The 15505-nt window shown below is 69.0% G+C and carries 15 protein-coding genes; 11 read left to right on the plus strand and 4 right to left on the minus strand.

Features of this window, described 5'->3' with window-relative positions; genetic code table 11:
* Positions 1-321: hypothetical protein (locus BLV01_RS26890; RefSeq protein ID WP_254782668.1), on the minus strand; the 321-nt coding region annotated here is incomplete at its 3' end.
* Positions 322-327: 6 nt separating this feature from the next.
* Here BLV01_RS26890 and BLV01_RS16685 point away from each other — a divergent pair.
* The 11 genes from BLV01_RS16685 (at position 328) to BLV01_RS16735 (ending at position 12290) form a co-directional block, all read left to right on the plus strand.
* Complete coding sequence (locus BLV01_RS16685) at positions 328-2073, plus strand: thioester reductase domain-containing protein (protein WP_254782669.1); 1746 nt, start codon at positions 328-330, stop codon at positions 2071-2073.
* Positions 2074-2554: 481 nt separating this feature from the next.
* Positions 2555-3238: a GrpB family protein gene (locus BLV01_RS16690; RefSeq protein WP_091802512.1), complete on the plus strand. Its 684-nt coding sequence runs from the start codon at positions 2555-2557 to the stop codon at positions 3236-3238.
* A gap of 44 nt (positions 3239-3282) precedes the next feature.
* A complete protein-coding gene (locus BLV01_RS16695; protein ID WP_091802181.1) occupies positions 3283-4062 on the plus strand; it encodes an ABC transporter permease in 780 nt (259 codons plus the stop codon).
* Positions 4059-6152, plus strand: a complete 2094-nt coding sequence (locus BLV01_RS26895) for a nucleotidyltransferase family protein (protein WP_254782670.1) — start codon at positions 4059-4061, stop codon at positions 6150-6152. The genes BLV01_RS16695 and BLV01_RS26895 overlap by 4 nt, the downstream gene beginning before the upstream one ends.
* Before the next feature lie 159 nt (positions 6153-6311).
* Positions 6312-7025: a chorismate--pyruvate lyase family protein gene (locus BLV01_RS26350; protein WP_175486026.1), complete on the plus strand. Its 714-nt coding sequence runs from the start codon at positions 6312-6314 to the stop codon at positions 7023-7025.
* Positions 7022-8371, plus strand: a complete 1350-nt coding sequence (locus BLV01_RS16710; RefSeq protein ID WP_175486028.1) for an AMP-binding protein — start codon at positions 7022-7024, stop codon at positions 8369-8371. Before BLV01_RS26350 ends, BLV01_RS16710 begins: the two co-directional genes overlap by 4 nt.
* Positions 8364-8645, plus strand: a complete 282-nt coding sequence (locus BLV01_RS16715; protein ID WP_175486031.1) for an acyl carrier protein — start codon at positions 8364-8366, stop codon at positions 8643-8645. The genes BLV01_RS16710 and BLV01_RS16715 overlap by 8 nt, the downstream gene beginning before the upstream one ends.
* On the plus strand, positions 8645-9994 hold the full coding sequence (locus BLV01_RS16720; RefSeq protein WP_091802190.1) for a coproporphyrinogen-III oxidase family protein: 1350 nt from the start codon (positions 8645-8647) through the stop codon (positions 9992-9994). The genes BLV01_RS16715 and BLV01_RS16720 overlap by 1 nt, the downstream gene beginning before the upstream one ends.
* Positions 9995-9997: 3 nt before the next feature.
* A complete protein-coding gene (locus BLV01_RS16725; RefSeq protein WP_091802193.1) occupies positions 9998-10753 on the plus strand; it encodes a hypothetical protein in 756 nt (251 codons plus the stop codon).
* A complete protein-coding gene (locus BLV01_RS16730) occupies positions 10750-11457 on the plus strand; it encodes an SDR family NAD(P)-dependent oxidoreductase (protein WP_091802196.1) in 708 nt (235 codons plus the stop codon). The genes BLV01_RS16725 and BLV01_RS16730 overlap by 4 nt, the downstream gene beginning before the upstream one ends.
* Entirely contained in the window at positions 11451-12290 is an 840-nt protein-coding gene (locus BLV01_RS16735) for a sulfotransferase family protein (protein ID WP_175486033.1), read from the plus strand. The genes BLV01_RS16730 and BLV01_RS16735 overlap by 7 nt, the downstream gene beginning before the upstream one ends.
* Positions 12291-12508: 218 nt before the next feature.
* On the opposite strand, the gene BLV01_RS16740 is transcribed toward BLV01_RS16735, so the two are convergent.
* From BLV01_RS16740 to BLV01_RS16750, 3 genes are all read right to left on the minus strand, one after another.
* On the minus strand, positions 12509-13042 hold the full coding sequence (locus BLV01_RS16740) for a hypothetical protein (RefSeq protein ID WP_091802202.1): 534 nt from the start codon (positions 13040-13042) through the stop codon (positions 12509-12511).
* A gap of 2 nt (positions 13043-13044) precedes the next feature.
* Entirely contained in the window at positions 13045-14802 is a 1758-nt protein-coding gene (locus tag BLV01_RS16745) for a S8 family serine peptidase (RefSeq protein ID WP_091802205.1), read from the minus strand.
* Positions 14803-14894: 92 nt separating this feature from the next.
* Positions 14895-15431 carry a fimbrial protein gene (locus BLV01_RS16750; RefSeq protein WP_091802208.1) on the minus strand — a complete coding sequence of 179 codons (537 nt, stop codon included), beginning with the start codon at positions 15429-15431 and terminating at the stop codon, positions 14895-14897.
* Between the last annotated feature and the right edge of the window lie 74 nt (positions 15432-15505).

Consider the following 15505-nt stretch of genomic DNA (forward strand, 5'->3'; position numbering starts at 1 on the left):
CTGTCGATCGGCCGGCCGGTGTCGAACACCACGATGTACGTCGTCGATGCGGCCGGCCAGTTGTGCGCGCCGGGCCTGCTCGGCGAAATCTGGATCGGCGGCGCCGGCGTGGCCCAGGGCTACGTCAACCGGCCCGAGCTGACCGCGCAGCAGTTCCTGGACGACCCCTGGCGCGCCGGCGAGCGCGTCTACCGCACCGGCGACCACGGCCGCTGGCTGGACGACGGCCGGATCGAGTTCATCGGCCGTCGCGACCGCCAGATCAAGCTGCGCGGGTTCCGCATCGAACTGGGCGAGATCGAGAACCGCCTGCGCGAACACGCCGGCGTGCGCGACGCCGCGGTGCTGGCGCCGGGCGAGGGCGCCGACCGCCGCCTGCTGGCCTGGGTGGTCCGCCACGAGGACGCGCGCGCGCAACCGCAGGCCGAGTTCCTGGCCGAACTGCGCGAACAGCTGCGCCGCGCGCTGCCCGACTACATGCTGCCGCAGGCGACGATGGAACTGGCGCAGCTGCCGCTGACCGGCAACGGCAAGCTCGACGCCAAGGCGCTGCCGCTGCCGGAGACCGACGCGGGCGGGCGGGGCGAGTACATCGCCCCGCGCGATGGGATCGAAACCGCCATCGCCGAGGTCTGGGCTGCGGTGCTCAAGCTGCCGGCCAGCGGGATCAGCGCCGATGCCGATTTCTTCGCCATCGGCGGCCAATCGTTGCTGGCCATGCAACTGGCGCGGCGGCTCGCGGCCGAGTTCGGCTGCGAACTGCGCACCGGTGATGTGTTCGCGGCGCCGACGCTGCTGCAGCAGGCCGAACGCATTCGCTGCGGCGAGATCGGTCGCGAGCGCTTCGTGTCGTTGCAGACGCAAGGACTGCTGGGCGACGATTTTCCCGCCGCGCCGGAGTGGCTGGCAGCGCAATCGACGGATGCGAGGCCCCGCGCGAATCCGCGCGACGCCGCGGATGCGGCGATCCTGTTGACCGGAGCGACCGGATTCATCGGCCGCTTCCTGCTTCGCCGCTTGCTCGACAGCACGCCCGCGAAGGTGTTCTGTCTGGTTCGCGGCGGCAGCGAAGCCGAGGCTGCGCAGCGCTTGCGTACGACAATGCAGCGCTGGCGGCTGTGGAGACCCGAGGACGAGTCCCGCATCGTCGTCTGCCCCGGCGATCTGGCCAGCCCATCGCTGGGGCTGTCGGCGCGGCACCGGGCGAGGATCGGCGCCGAGGTCGGCACGGTGTTCCACAACGGAACCAGCATGAACCATCTCGAACATTACGCCAGCGCCAAACCGGCGAATGTCGACGGTGTGCGCGCGTTGCTGCGGCTGGCGATGCAGGGCCGGGCAAAGACGTTCCAGTATGTGTCCACGCTCGGCGTCTTCAGCCGCGCGACGCCCCGGCCGGCGCATGCACGGATAGACGAACACGCATCGATCGAGAACGAACGGCATCCGCAGGCGGAGGGCTACGCCGCCAGCAAGTGGGTCGCAGAGCGGCTGGTGATGCTGGCCGGCAGGCGCGGCCTGCCTTGCGGCATCTTTCGCTTGGGCCTGGTCGCTGGCGACTGCGACGAAGGTCGCTTCGATGAAAAGCAAGGGCTGCACCGCTTGATGCTCAGCGCCTTGGCGATGAAGGCGGGTTACTTCGACGACGGGGCTGGGGTCGCGCTGCTGCCGGTCGATTACGTCGCCAAGGCAATCGTCGCGCTCGCGCAGGCGCACCCGCACGGCGTTTTCCATCTCGCATCCGCCCGGCCGGTTGCGGTCGAGCGATTGTTCCGGGCGCACGCGACGGCGTTCGGCGAACCGATGGAACTGCTCGCCCATGCGCAATGGCTGCGCCGCGTTGCCGAATTCCGCGAGGCCGGCGTCTGTTTGCCGATCCTGCCCCTGGTTCAGGAAGCGATCGACGGGGCCGCACTACCGAAGAAAAACGGTGCCCCGGAATCGCGCGACTGCGACTTGCAGTTCGATTCCAGCGACACCGAAGCCGCGCTGGCCGCGTTGGGACTCGCCGCGCCGACGCTCGACGACGCGACGCTGGCGATCTACTGGCGCGGTCTGCGCAAGTGGAGCTAGCCGATCATCGAGCGGACGGCCTTATCGTTCCGGCCGGTGGAAGGCCGACGATTCCGACGCTGAACTGCGACCGCGCTCACACCATGTTGCGCGGCTTCGCGACAGGCGATTCATCAAAGCGATCCATCTGAAGATCCATTGCCTGGGCGCACCAGTCCGTCGGCACGAAGCCGGCCAGCACGACCGCGCGGATGGCTCGCGCCGCATCGGCGGCGAGGACGCGTCGAGCCGGCGTCGCGCGATCGCGGCACCGGGTCTCACTTTCTGAGAGCCCGATGGGGGCATGCTATGGCGACCGCAGGAGTTCAGTAGTCTCGTCCAGGATCAGGATGAACCCGTTACCCCTCGCTTTTCCCCCGCATACCTCCGCCGTACCCGGCAACGCCCATCGCGAAATCCCAGGCGCAGGCCCGGACGTGGCTTCGCTCCCGCGCATCGCACGCCGACAGACGCTCGTGTGCGAATGCCGAGCCATAGCGCGATGAGCACCGCAGCCGGAAGCCTCAGCGGCGCCCTGCAGGTGGCCCGCGTCCTCAGGCGTTTGCAGGCGCAGGTGCAGCCCGGCGAGCTGGGCGCGGAAAGCGTCGAGCAATTCGTGCGCCGCTACTCGCGCGTGCGTGCGCCCGAGCTGGACCTGAACTTGCGCAGCGGCTGCGATCCGACCTGGCCGCAGGCGTTCGCCGACGAAAAGCGGCGGTTGCTGGAGGCGCTGGCCGGCGAGGACGTGGCCGGCATCGAGCACATCGGCAGCACCTCGATCCCGCAGCTGGCCAGCAAGGACATCCTGGACATCGTGGTGGCGATGCGCGATCCGGCCGCGGTCGAGCGCGTGGCCCGCACGCTGGCCGCACTGGGCTACCAGGCCCATGGCGAAAGCCCGATCGACGCCGGGTTCTCGTGGCATTGGCGGATCGGGCGCGACGGCGGCCGGTCGTTCGTGGTGCACACCTGCGCCGCCGACAACCCGCGCTTGGCCGAGGTCAAGAACTTCCGCGACTTCCTGTGCGCCTTTGCCCAGGAGCGGCAACGCTACGTGGAGCTCAAGCGCGCGCTGGCGGCAACGCCGGGCCAGACCTGGCTGGAATACAGCGCGTTGAAGAAGGTCCTGGTGCTGCGCATCACCGCGCAGGCCAACGCCTGGCGCGCGGCCGGCGGCGGGGCCTGAGGCCGCATGCCGCGCCATTGCGACGGGGCCGGGTACGCCAAGGCATGACCGTCTCGACCGATCTGATCGCGCTGCACAGCATCGTGCGCCGCGAAGTCTCGCGCATCCTGCGGCTGTGGCTGCAGACGCTGGTGCCGCCTGCGGTCTCCACGGCGCTGTACTTCGCGATCTTCGGCAAGATCGTCGGCGACCGCATCGGCAGCGTCGACGGCGGATCGAGCTATCTGCAGTTCATCGCGCCGGGGCTGGTGATGATGTGCATCATCACCAGCAGCTACGGCACCGCCTCCAGCTCGTTCTTCTTCGTGCGCTTCAATCGCGCGGTGGAGGAGATGCTGGCGTCGCCGATGCGCAACTGGACCATCCTGCTCGGCTACGTCGTCGGCGCCGTGGTGCGCAGCCTGATGGCGGGCGCGATCGTGGTCGCCATCGCGCTGGCATTGTCGCCGTCGCTGCCGCTGGCGCACCCGTGGGTCGCCGGCCTGTCGGCGTTGCTGGCCGCGACGATCTTCTCGCTGCTTGGCTTCATCAACGCGCTGTACGCGAAGACGCTCGACGACATCGGCCACGTCACCCACTTCGTGCTCACCCCGCTGGCCTACCTGGGCGGCGTGTTCTTTCCGGTCGCCCTGCTGCAGGCGCCGTGGCGGCAGGTCGCGCAAGTCAATCCGCTGGCGCACATGATCGGCGCGTTCCGTTACGGCGTGCTCGGCACCGGCGCGCCCGGCGTCGGCGTGTCCATGGCGGTGATGCTCGGCCTGGCGCTGGGCCTGGCCGCGCTCGCGCTGTTCCTGCTCGGCCGCGGCGTGGGGACGCGTTCGTGACGCTCGCCGGCGCCGCGCTCGACCCGGCCCTGGTCGCTGCCGCCTACGCGCGGCCGGTGTACCGCGACGACCGCCACGACGTGCGCGTCGGCGACGTGATCGCCGCGCTCCAGGGCGCGGGCATGCGCGTGTTCATCGTCGGCGGCACCCCGCGCGACTGGCTGCTCGGCCAGCCGGCGAACGACATCGACCTGTGCGTGGATGGGGCCGTCGACGCGGCCCTGCAGCGGCTGCGCGAAGCGTATCCGGCCGTCGACGGCGTGCGCATGCACAACGAGCGCTTCGGCGTGTTGCGCTGGGGCGACGAAGCCTGCGGCGGCGTGGAGATCAACATACTGCGCAGCTGGAGGGACATCCGCAACGACGATATGTGGAGCACCACGTTCGTTCCGCGCGCCGATCTGGTCGAGGATGCGCAAATGCGCGACTTCTCGGTCAACGCGTTCTACTACGACTGCCAGAGCGGCGTACTGCTCGATCCGCTGGGTTGCGGCGCCGACGACGTGCGGACCCGCGCGCTGCGGCTGATCGCCCACCGTCGCGTGCTCGACACCGGCTACCGCATCAGCTTCCGTATTCTTCAATTCCTCAGCCGCGGTTACGTCGCCACCGAGGGCGTGCGCGCGTATCTGGACGAGCGCGCGGACCACGACATCCAGGGCATGGGCGCGCGCATCCAGACCTGGGTGTCCAACCATTTCCCCCGCGAAGACGCGCAACGCGCCGAGTTCCGGCGACGGCTCTACGCCCATGCGCGCCAGCCGGCATCGCGCGCAGTGCTGGACCGTTATTTCCAGGAGGGCGCGGGCCTGGATGCAACGGCCGCGACCACGCCTGCCGGGTTCCGCCGGGTCTTCCGCGCCGGCCAGCGCGATGCTGAAGGTCATGTCCTGGGCGGCACCGAGGTCCTGCACCTGGTGCCGCACCGCGGGCGATTGTTCGCCTCGCTGTCGTACAAGTTGAACGACTATCGGCCGGACGACCCGCACAACGGCGCGCAGATCGCCGTGCTGGACCGCGCGGACGGCGACTGGCGGCTCGCCCATGGCTATGAGCGCGTGCATTGGCGCGCGACGCTGGACTCGGTGACCTTCACCCGCGACACCCAGGGGCGCGGGCTCGACGCGCCGGTCGCGCTGCTGCTCGCCGCGCCCTCGGACAGCCGCGGGCATGTCTATGTCGACAGCTACGACGACGGCAGCGGCCTGTGGACGCGTACCCATCTGGGCAGCGGTTCCGGCGCGGCCAGCACCCGCAGTTTCTGCGTCCATCGCGATGCGGTGACCGGCCAGGAGCGCGTGTTCGCCGGCACCGCGCCGACCGGCATCTTCAGCGGCGTCTACGATCCGGACGCACCTGGCCGCATCCGCTGGGACGCCGCCGCGGAGCTGTCGGGCTATACCCGCCGGCCGATGTCGTTCACCGAGTGCAACGGCCAGTTGTACGCCAGCATCAAGCCCGACCTCTACCGGCGCATCGACGGCCCGGCGCCGCGTTGGGAAAAGGTCCACACCATCGCCCTGCCGCTGGTCGTCCCCAGCAGCGGCTTCCGCGGGCTGACGACCGTGCCAGATCCGGCCGGCCGCGGCGAAGTGCTGTTGGCCGCGCTGGAAGGCGACCTGTGCCGGGTGGTGCGCATCGACCCGAACGACGGCTTCCGCGAGACCCTCGAACTGGACGTCATCGATTTCCTGGCGGCGCACTGGGGCGAGCGTCCGACCTATGCCGTGGCCGCTTACGACGACTTCACTCCGGTGGCCGATCCGCGCGGCGGCGCGACGCGGCTGCTGTGCGGGCTAGGCGCCACCTACAGCACGCAACTCGATACCCACCCGGCGGACGCGTGGGTGCGCGATGCGTGGTATCTCGTTCGCCATGCCGACGAGGCGCGCTACACGCTGGGGCGGATCGACGATCCGGACGCGTCCGGCGCCGCCGATCTCGTCGCCGCACGAACGTTCGCTGCGTCGCCGTTCGCGCCGGGCACGCTGTATATCGGCGGCTACGATCCCAACGCCAGGCGGTGCCGGCAGACCGCCTGGATGTTTTCGGCCTCGATCGAAACCGTACTCGCTGAACGCACGCGATAACGATCACGCATCGGCCGATCCGCCGGTTCACAGCGAACGGATTCTCGCTCGGCGAGACCTGTTCGGCCTACGTTGTCGACAACAACGAATCGTTGCGTGCGTCTTCGGGGTTTCGTGATGCAAGCCCTTATCCACGGTGATCGCGATTAGACAGGTGTATTGAATTCCCAGGTTTTCGGTGCCTATAGTCATCACGCATCCACAACAAATCGAAGCGCGTCCATCGGCATGCAGGCCAACGGACGCGTCCGCTTTCGATCGATGCGCACATGCGTTGGCCGCCCTCGCGGCCGATGGAATTGCTTCTCGACACGGACGTCCATGAATCCCGATTTGCTAGCTCGCCAGCCAGCGCTTTCGGGCGCGGGGCCTGCTTCGTCAGACTCGCGCCCCAGCCCGGTCGAGACCGCACCGTCGCAGCGGCTCGCCGACTACCTGGCCTTGCAGGGCTCGACCACCTTCTTCCTACAGACCTTCTGCGGCCATCCGGTCGAAGTCGAAGTCCTGCACCAGTGCGTGCAGGCCCACCCCGGCCGCGGCGACGTCCTGCATCGTCATTCGCGCCTGTACGTGCAGCATGCGCGCAACATCATCCTGGTCGCGGAATCGCAGATCGCGCTGTCGCGGCTCGATCCCGGCCAGCGGCGCAAACTCATCGATGGCACGCACGGCATCGGCAAGCTGCTCGATCCGGGCAACCGCGGCCTGCTCGAAAAGGGCGACATCGAAGTCTCGCGCGTGCCGGCGCCGCGCAGCCTGCAGACCGCGTCCGACTGGGCCGTCTCGCGCTATTTCGCGCTGAAGCTCAACGGCGAGCGCTGCGGCGAGATCCGCGAAATCCTCAACAACGAATCGCTGGAGCGGGCCCGATGAACGCGGTCGAGCAAGCGACGCGGGGCGGCCGCGACTGGACGCAGGCGCTCGCCGGCAGCGGCAGCGCGATCCACCTGGGCGGGGACTCGGTTTCGGTACAGGCGTTGCTGGCGCGCGGCCGCGCGGGCTGGCAGGCGCATGCGGCAGTGCGGTTTCCCGCGCTGCGCGGGATCGGCGACTTCGACATGCTGGCGCTGCTGCTGGCCGCGATCGTGGACCGGCGCCCGGCGCTGCTGTGCGCTGCGGACGCGACCCCGCCGGCTGCGTGCGACGGTGCGATCGGCGCGGCGCTCGAGGCGCGTGCAGCGGATGCGGCCGACGAACGCGCGCCTGCCTCGGGGGAGAGCGAGCGCGGTCCGAGCGGGCTGGCGGTGCAGTCCTCGGGCACGCTGGGCACTCCGAAAACGATCTGGCACGACCCCCGCGACGTGCTCGCGACCGCGGCGCTGGTGATGCAGCGGCTGGGCCTGGGCGCGGACGACCGCGTACTGATCACCGTACCGCTCCACCACATGTACGGCCTCGGCGCGGCGTTGATTCCCGCGCTGCTGGCGGGCGCGCAGGTGCATCTGCTGCCGAAGGCCAACCTGCTCAGCTTCAACGGCGCGCTGCGCGCCGCCACGCCGACCTGGGTGTACTCGACGCCGCATCTGCTGCGCACGCTGGTGCAGCGCAAGCGCGACCCGCTGTCGCCGAGCTGCAGCCTGGTGCTGGCGGGCGACGGCATTCCCGAGCCGCTGCGCGCGCAGGCGCAGCAGGTGTTCGCGCGCGTGTTCGATCTCTACGGAAGTTCCGAACTGGGCGTGATCGCGATTTCCGGCGCCAACCAGCCGCAGGCGCTGGATCCGCTCGACGGCGTGCGCGCCTTCCCGGCCGAAGCGGGCGCCGGACAGGCCCGGCTGGTCGTGCGCCATCCGCACGCGGCCACGCACATCGCCCACGCGGGCGCCGCCGTCGCCCTGTCGCAGGCGTGGGATACGGGCGATATCGCGATCTTCCGCGACCAAGGCCGCTTCGCGATCCAGGGGCGGGCGGATCTGAGCCTCAATCGCGCCGGAAAGCTGCTGGTGCTGGCCGACCTGGAGCGCGCGATCATGGCCTGGCCCGGCGTCGAACTCGCCGTGGCGATCGCGCTCGACGAGGACACCGCGGCCGGCAAGGCCATCGCCGTGGTGATCCAGCCGTCGTCGCCGGCGCTCAGCCTCGACACCCTCAAACAGCATGCGGCCAGCACGTTGCCGGTCTTCGCGCGACCCGATCGCTACGCGCTCGCCGCCGAACTCCCGCGCCTGGGCAGCGGCAAGCCCGACCGCAACACCATCACCAAGGACTACCGCCATGGATAAATCCCAGGTCATCGACATCCTCAAGCAGATCATCGCCGAGGATCTCGACCTCAACATCGGCTACGACCAGGTCGACGACGCGGCCTCGTTCCTGGAGGACGGCCTGGCGCTGGATTCGATCAGCATGGCCGAGTTCATCAACCTTCTCGAAGGGCGGTTCCAGATCCGCATCCTGGACGAGGACCTGGAGACGGCGACGTTCCAGTCGCTCGACAGCGTGGCCGCGCTGGTCCAGAAACGCATGAACGAACGCGCCTGCGAGGTCGATGCGTGATGGAACCGCTCAAGATCGCGCTGCTCGACGCCGCGCCGCCGCCGCAGGCCGAAGCGCCGGCGGACTATCGCGGCGAAGCGCCCAACCGCAACGGATTCGTCGTGGCGTGGCCGCCGCAACGCTATTGGAAGTCCGCGAGCGAGACCGACCTGTCGTCCGAGAAGCCGCTGCACCTGTACTTCCATATTCCGTACTGCCTGCAGCGCTGCCGTTACTGCTTCTACAAGATCGAGATCCTGTCCGAATCCTCGCATGCGCAGCGCGAGCGCTACGTCAGCGCGCTGTGCCGCGAGATCGAACTGGTCGCCGACGCGCACCGCTTGCGCGGGCGCGCGGTGCGCTCGATCTATTTCGGCGGCGGCACGCCCAGCGTGATCCCGCCGGAGCAACTGGCGCGGATCAAGCGCACCATCGAGGAATGCTTCCGCCTGGACGATCCCGAGTTCGTGTTCGAGATCGAGCCGATCACGCTCAACAACCGGATGATCGACGGGCTCGCCAACCTCGGCGTCAACCGCATCAGCTTCGGCATCCAGTCCTTCGACGACCGCGTCGTCGCGCTGACCGGCCGCCACGACACCGACGAGAAGAACTCGCGCGCGATCGAGCGCGCGCTGCAGACCGGCGCGGTGGTCAACGTCGACCTGCTGGCCGGGCTCGAAGGCGAAACGATGGGCAGCTGGCAGCACTCGATCGACCGCGCCATCGCGCTGGGGGTCCATGCGGTCACCGTCTACAAGATGGAGCTGTATTCCAACGCGCACTACATGAGCGAGATCCGCCAGGGCAAGCTGTCGCTGCCGAGCGAGGACGAGGAGATGGCGTTCGCGCGCTGGGGCCTGGACCGCCTGCGCGACAACGGCTATTCGCCGTCGACCTATTTCACCTTCACCCGCGAAGGCAAGTATCCGCAGCACCACATCATCAGCCGTTGGCGCGGCGAGGACCTGTACGGTTTCGGCGCCTCCGCGTTCGGCACCGTCGCCGGGCAGGCGCGGCAGAACGTCAGCGAGATCGGGGTCTACCTCGAACGCGTCGAGAGCGGCCGCATTCCGACCCAGCGCGTGCTCGAACTGAGCAGCGCCGACCACATGATGCGCGACCTGGTCATGGGCCTGAAGACGACCTTGATCGATCTCGACGAGTACCGACGCCGGCACGGCCTGCGCCTGGACCACGTGCTGGCCGACGACATCGCGCATCTCTCGCGCGAGGGGCTGGTCGCCGTCGAGGACGGGCGTCTTCGCCTCACCGACGAAGGCATCGTCTACGGGGACTACAGCGGGCGCTACCTCGGCGCCGGCCTGCGGCGCGTCTTCACCGGCGACGCCAGGCCGCTCAGGGCCTGACCGATGTTGATCACTCCGGATTTCGTCTTCATCCACATGCCGAAGACGGGCGGCACCTTCATCGCCAGGATGCTGCAGAAGGTCTACGGCGAGGCGGCCGTGGAAACCGGCCGCAAGCACGCCACCTGCGACGAGATCCCCGCGGCCGAGCGCGGCAAGCCGATCGTGTCGGTGATGCGCTCGCCGTTCGACCGCTACGTGTCGCAGTACCACTACGGCTGGTGGCGTACGCAGCCGCAGGAGTATTGCGATCCCGCCGTGATCCGCGCGGATTTTCCTCAGTATCCGGACGTGGGCTTCGCCGATTTCGTGAAGATCGCCAATCGGTTCTTCGTCAACGTCCATCGCGGCGTCGCCAACGGTTACGAAACGCCGCGCCTGCCGCCGGCGCTCGCGCCGGGCTGGCATACCGAGCAGTTCGTCCGCTTCTTCTGTCGCGACTCCCGCCAGGCCTTCGCCAGCCTCACCGAGCCGGCCCTGCAGGCCGGCCGCGCGGAACCGTACGAGTATCCGGTCGAGTTTTTGCGGACGCAAACGCTCAACGACGACCTGGCCGACGTGCTCGCCCGCGTCGGCGTCGATGCCGCGCTCGTGGACGCGGTGCGCACGCACGCGCGGGTCCTGCCCGAGCAGGCGCACGAAGCGCGCGAGGGCGCGGACGCCGACGATTATTTCGACGAGCCGTTGCGCGACTTCGTCCTGCGCAAGGAAGCCTTCCTGTTCAATCGCTTCCCCGAGTACCGGGCGGTGACGGCATGAGCGGCGCCAGCGACGACACGCGCGTGGCCCTGGTCACCGGCGGCAATCGCGGCATCGGCCTGGCCGTGTGCGAAGGCTTCGCGCGGCGCGGCGTGCAGGTGTACATGGGCTGTCGCGACATCGACGAAGGGCGGGCGGCGGTCAAGCGCCGCGAACTCGTCGGCGTCGAGCCGATCGGGTTGGACGTGTGCAGCGAAGCCTCGATGACGGCGGCGGTCGACGCCATCGCCGCGGCGCATGGCCATCTCGACCTGCTGGTCAACAATGCCGGCGTGTCGGTGGGCGTGCGCGACAAACCCAGCGAGGAAAGCCTGGCGCAGGCCCGCGCGACCTTCGACGTCAATTTCTTCGGCCCTTGGCGCCTGAGCCAGCTCGCGCTGCCCCTGATGCGCGGCCGGCCGCAGGCCCACATCATCAATGTCTCCAGCGGGCACGGCAGCTCGACCCGGATCGAGGGCAACAACCTGGGCTATCGCAGCTCGAAGTCTGCATTGAACGTGCTGACCCAGTCGATGGCGCTGGAGCTGGCCGACAGCGGCATCCGGGTCAACTGCATGACGCCGGGCTGGGTGCGCACGAAACTGGGCGGCATCGCCGCGCCGCGTTCGCCCGAGGAAGGCGCCGATACGATCCTGTGGCTGGCGCTCGACGGCGGCGGCGAGACCGGGCGGTTCTACAAGGACAAGGCGGCGTTCCCGTGGTGAAGGCGCCCAACCTCTTCGTCGTGGGCGCGCCGCGCTGCGGAACGACCTCGCTGTTCGCCGCGCTGAAGCAGCACCCGGACGTCTATGCCTCGGTGCTGAAGGAGCCGCATTTCCACGCGCCGGACCTGCCCGCGCAACCGCATACGGTGTCCGATCCGGACGACTATGCGCGCCTGTTCGCCGCGGCCGGCGACCAGCGGATTCGCGCCGAGGCCTCGGTCTGGTACCTGTACAGCCAGCAAGCGCCGGTGCGGATCGCGCAGGCGCATCCGGACGCCCGCATCGTGGTGCTGTTGCGCAATCCGGTGGAGATGGCGATCAGCCTGTACGAGCTGTATCTGCGGACCGGCAACGAAGCCGAGACCGATCCGGAATCGGCGTTGTTGCGCACCCGGCAGACGCGCTTCGACACGAGCTATTTCCCGTTCGGCCTGCATTATCTGCACTTGCTCGACTTCGCCACGCCGCTGGCGCGCTGGCGCGAGCGCTTCCCCGGCGAGCGCATGCGCGTGGTGCTGTTCGACGAGTTCTATCGCGCGCCGGAAGCCGGTTTTCGCGCGCTCGGGCAATGGCTGGGGATCGATCCGCAGGCTCCGGTCAGCTTCGACGCCCGCCAGGCGCGCGAGGCGGTGCGGATGACGGCGATGAAGCAGCTGCGCGACCTGCCCGAACACCTGCGCCGCAAGCTCAATCCCAACGCGTCGCGGCTGCACGCCGGCAAGGCGTCGACGGCGATTCCGGCGACGCTGCGCGCGCGGCTGCGCGACCATGCCCGCGAGGTCAATGCCGGCTTCGCCGCGGCGGCCGCACGGCCCTGGCCCGAGGCCTGGTGACGGCCGGCCATCGCGCCCGTCCCCGCCGGTAACCGCGCAGCGGCCTCGAAGACGGGCGATGCGCCAGGACGCCGGGACATCGCCGTTCGTACCCAGGCTGTCCCGATTGGCCCTTTCGCTTTCGTCCACGCTGCGACCCGCACGGATGCCGCAAGCGCGCCTGCGGCAGAGCCGGCCATCCCCGCCGGAACAGCGTCCGGCGGGGACGGGGACTGCGGTCAGTAGAGAACGAGTTCCTCGCGGATCAGGCGCGGCGAAGCGCTCTTGACGCCGGCGATGGCGGACAGCTTCTGCATCGCCTGCAACGCCTGCGCGACGCTGGCGTACTCGATCACGCCGTTGCCGCCGAGCGCGGAGGAGTACTTCAACTTGCCGCCGGTGTCGCGCACCGCCTCATTCAGGGCGCCGATGTGGCTGACATAGACATCCAGCGACGAGGTCACCACGACCGGTACGCCGCTGTCGGACATCGCCACGGCCATGCGCGCATCGCCGCCGTCGGCCGCGGCCGACTTCGCCGTTCCCAGCTTGACGGCGTACTTGCCGATCACCGCCTGCTGGCGCGTGCCGGCCTTGCCGGTGGCCGGTTCGAGCACGGCGTCGGGCACGACGCGGAACCGCATCTGTCCGATGGTGAACGATTCGCCGGTAGCCGATTGCTGCAGAGCCTTCGCGGCCGGCCCGACCTGGGCCATGGCCGGAGCGGCCAGCATCGCGCCCAACAACGACAGATAAAGGATGGAGTTCTTCATGATCAATGCCCCAGGACGCGGATTTTGAAGGATTGCAGCGCACCCTTGGAGGCCGCGCCGGCGAGCGGAACGTCCGCGACCTCCAGGGTCCAGACCCCTTGCCCCGGCTCGTCGAGGAAGGCGTTGGTCGCGATGAACGGGATCGAATAGCCCGGCGAGAACAGATCGCCGGCGCCGTAGCTCATGGCCGGCATCACGTAGCTGCGGGTCCCGCTCGGCGAGATCAGCACGAACTGCAGGGGCAGCGGCGCGCCGCCGGTGATGGCGTAGTCGGTCGTCCAACCCAGCTGGATGCTCTCCACCTTGCGCACCGCGCTGTCGATGGAAATCTTCAGCGTCGCCGGCGCCGCGGGCGAGCCGATGGCGGGCGCGCTGGCCGGCTTCACCTGCTGCCAGCCGCTGTCGACGAGCGCGGGCAGGGGCTTGGATGCGCCCGCCTTGGTCACCGCGGCGGTCGCGTCCACCAGGCCATAGCCGTACCAGTTGCTGAAGGGATGTCCCGCCGCGTTGGTGACCCAGCCCGGAACCAGCAAGGTGCCGTTGGGATGCTTGACCGCGGGCTGGCCCGGATCGATCTTGCGCGCGGTGGCCGCCAGGATGTACTTCACATCGCGGAAGCTCAGCTTGGGGTTGGCCTGCAGCACCAGCGCGGTCACGCCGGCGACGGTGGGCGAGGCGGCCGAAGTGCCGTTCATCATGCCGGTGTAGTTGCAGCTGTCGTCGATGGTCGACTGCGCCGAATCCAGATCGTTGACCCGTTCCAGGTTCCACACGCTCTTGGGCAAGTAGTTGTTGAAGCCCTTGGCGCAGCCGGTCAGGTCGGTGGTGACGATGGCCGGATCGAAGCGGGTCGCCCCGGCGACGTTGGAGTACTTGCGTTGGTGGCCGTACTCGCCGCCGAGCCCAGACACCCACAGCGCGGCGCCGGGCGACGAGTAGCTGGAGCGCTTGCCGGCCGCGTTGACCGCGGCCACGGTCATCACATTGAACAGGTTGTTGCGCTGGTCCAGGCCGGTCTGGCTGCATCCGACGTTGTAGTCGATGACGTCCTGGCCGCATACGTTGAATCCGAGGAAGGACACGGTGGCATAGCCGTTGCCCGCGGCCTTGACGTAGACCGTGCCCAATCCGTTGCGGGTGGCCGACATCGGCCGCTCGTACGCCGCGACCTGGTCCTGGGTGAGGCCGAGCACGAACACCGGCGAGGCGCCCCAGCTGTTGTTGGACACGGCCACGTCCTTGGATTCGGCGCCGTCCCACCACGAATAGACGATCTTGTCGTCCGACAGGCCGCCGGATTCGCCGAAGCCGTTGAAGCTCTTGAGCCTCGCCGCCGGCGCCACGCCGCGCACGCCGATGCCGTTCCAGCCGACCGCGCCGATGATGCCGGCCACGGCGGTGCCGTGCCCGCTGCCGGGACTGGTCGGGGTCGGGTCGTGCGGCGGGCGGCCCGGATCGAAGTTCTTGGAACCGTTCGGCACCACGTTGGCCGCGAGGTCCGGATGGGCGATCTCCACGCCTTCATCGAGAACCCCGACGATCACGCCCTTGCCGCGGATGTTGTAGTCGTGCAGGTCGTCGATGCCCAGGTCGACCGCGAAGGCCGGCTTGCTGTCGCCCAGCACGCTCTGGCCGTAGTTCATCAGGTGCCACTGATACCGGTACAGCGGATCCGTCTGCTGCGCCGCGGCCGCGCCGCTGCAGGCGATGGCCAACACGCTCAGGCCGACGATCGCTCTCTTGTTCGAATGCTGTCGCATACCACCCGCTCCTTGTCTTGTTTGGGCATGCGCCGGCACGTCCGGGCGAAGCTCGCGCTTCGGCCGGCGGGCCGACGCCATGCCGCGAGGAATCACTGGTAGATCATGGTGAAGGTGACGCTGCTGTTCGCCGCGCCGGCGGTCGCGGCGGCGGTGGCGAAGTACTGCGCGTAGTAGCGCAGCGCGGCGCCGCCGGTATCGACCGAAACCTGCTGGCTGTTCTGCAGGCCCAGCGGATTGCCGAGCAGCACCTGCGAGTAATCGGCGTTGAGCACCTGCAGCTCGACGTTGCCGGCGCTGCCGGTGCCGCCCTGCAGGGTCAGGTTGTTGCTGCTGGTGTTGATGGTCGGCCCCGGCTCGAAGAACGTCTGGACCTGGGTGGTGCTGGCGTCGCAGTCGGCGACGCGGATGATGAAGGGCGTGCGGCCGGCGACCTCGCCGGCGGCCGACAGCGCCGACACCGCGACCGCGGGCAGCTTGACCCGGATGTCGGCCGGCGACGGCCCGTTGGTGAGCACGCAGGTCGGCGCGATCACCGAGCCTTCGAAGTGGATCGTACCGTCGCGCGCCGCCGCTGCCGAAGAGGCCGCCAGCAGCGCAATGCCGGCGAGCACATGGACCAATTTCATCGAATGATCTCCGTTTCCAGTGAATGTGAATGGTTCACGCCTGAAGGAATCCGCTTCCTTCTCGCTTACAAACG

It is taken from the genome of Lysobacter sp. yr284, assembly GCF_900107375.1.
Taxonomy (GTDB): Bacteria; Pseudomonadota; Gammaproteobacteria; order Xanthomonadales; family Xanthomonadaceae; genus Lysobacter.

Excerpts from the sequence above, each read along its gene's own strand:
- BLV01_RS16720 (WP_091802190.1), top strand. The coding sequence starts at position 8,645 with ATGGAACCGCTCAAGATCGCGCTGCTCGACGCCGCGCCGCCGCCGCAG.
- BLV01_RS16695 (WP_091802181.1), top strand. The coding sequence starts at position 3,283 with ATGACCGTCTCGACCGATCTGATCGCGCTGCACAGCATCGTGCGCCGC.
- BLV01_RS16710 (WP_175486028.1), top strand. The coding sequence starts at position 7,022 with ATGAACGCGGTCGAGCAAGCGACGCGGGGCGGCCGCGACTGGACGCAG.
- BLV01_RS16750 (WP_091802208.1), bottom strand. The coding sequence starts at position 15,431 with ATGAAATTGGTCCATGTGCTCGCCGGCATTGCGCTGCTGGCGGCCTCT.
- BLV01_RS16715 (WP_175486031.1), top strand. The coding sequence starts at position 8,364 with ATGGATAAATCCCAGGTCATCGACATCCTCAAGCAGATCATCGCCGAG.
- BLV01_RS16690 (WP_091802512.1), top strand. The coding sequence starts at position 2,555 with ATGAGCACCGCAGCCGGAAGCCTCAGCGGCGCCCTGCAGGTGGCCCGC.
- BLV01_RS16730 (WP_091802196.1), top strand. The coding sequence starts at position 10,750 with ATGAGCGGCGCCAGCGACGACACGCGCGTGGCCCTGGTCACCGGCGGC.
- BLV01_RS16725 (WP_091802193.1), top strand. The coding sequence starts at position 9,998 with ATGTTGATCACTCCGGATTTCGTCTTCATCCACATGCCGAAGACGGGC.
- BLV01_RS16745 (WP_091802205.1), bottom strand. The coding sequence starts at position 14,802 with ATGCGACAGCATTCGAACAAGAGAGCGATCGTCGGCCTGAGCGTGTTG.
- BLV01_RS16740 (WP_091802202.1), bottom strand. The coding sequence starts at position 13,042 with ATGAAGAACTCCATCCTTTATCTGTCGTTGTTGGGCGCGATGCTGGCC.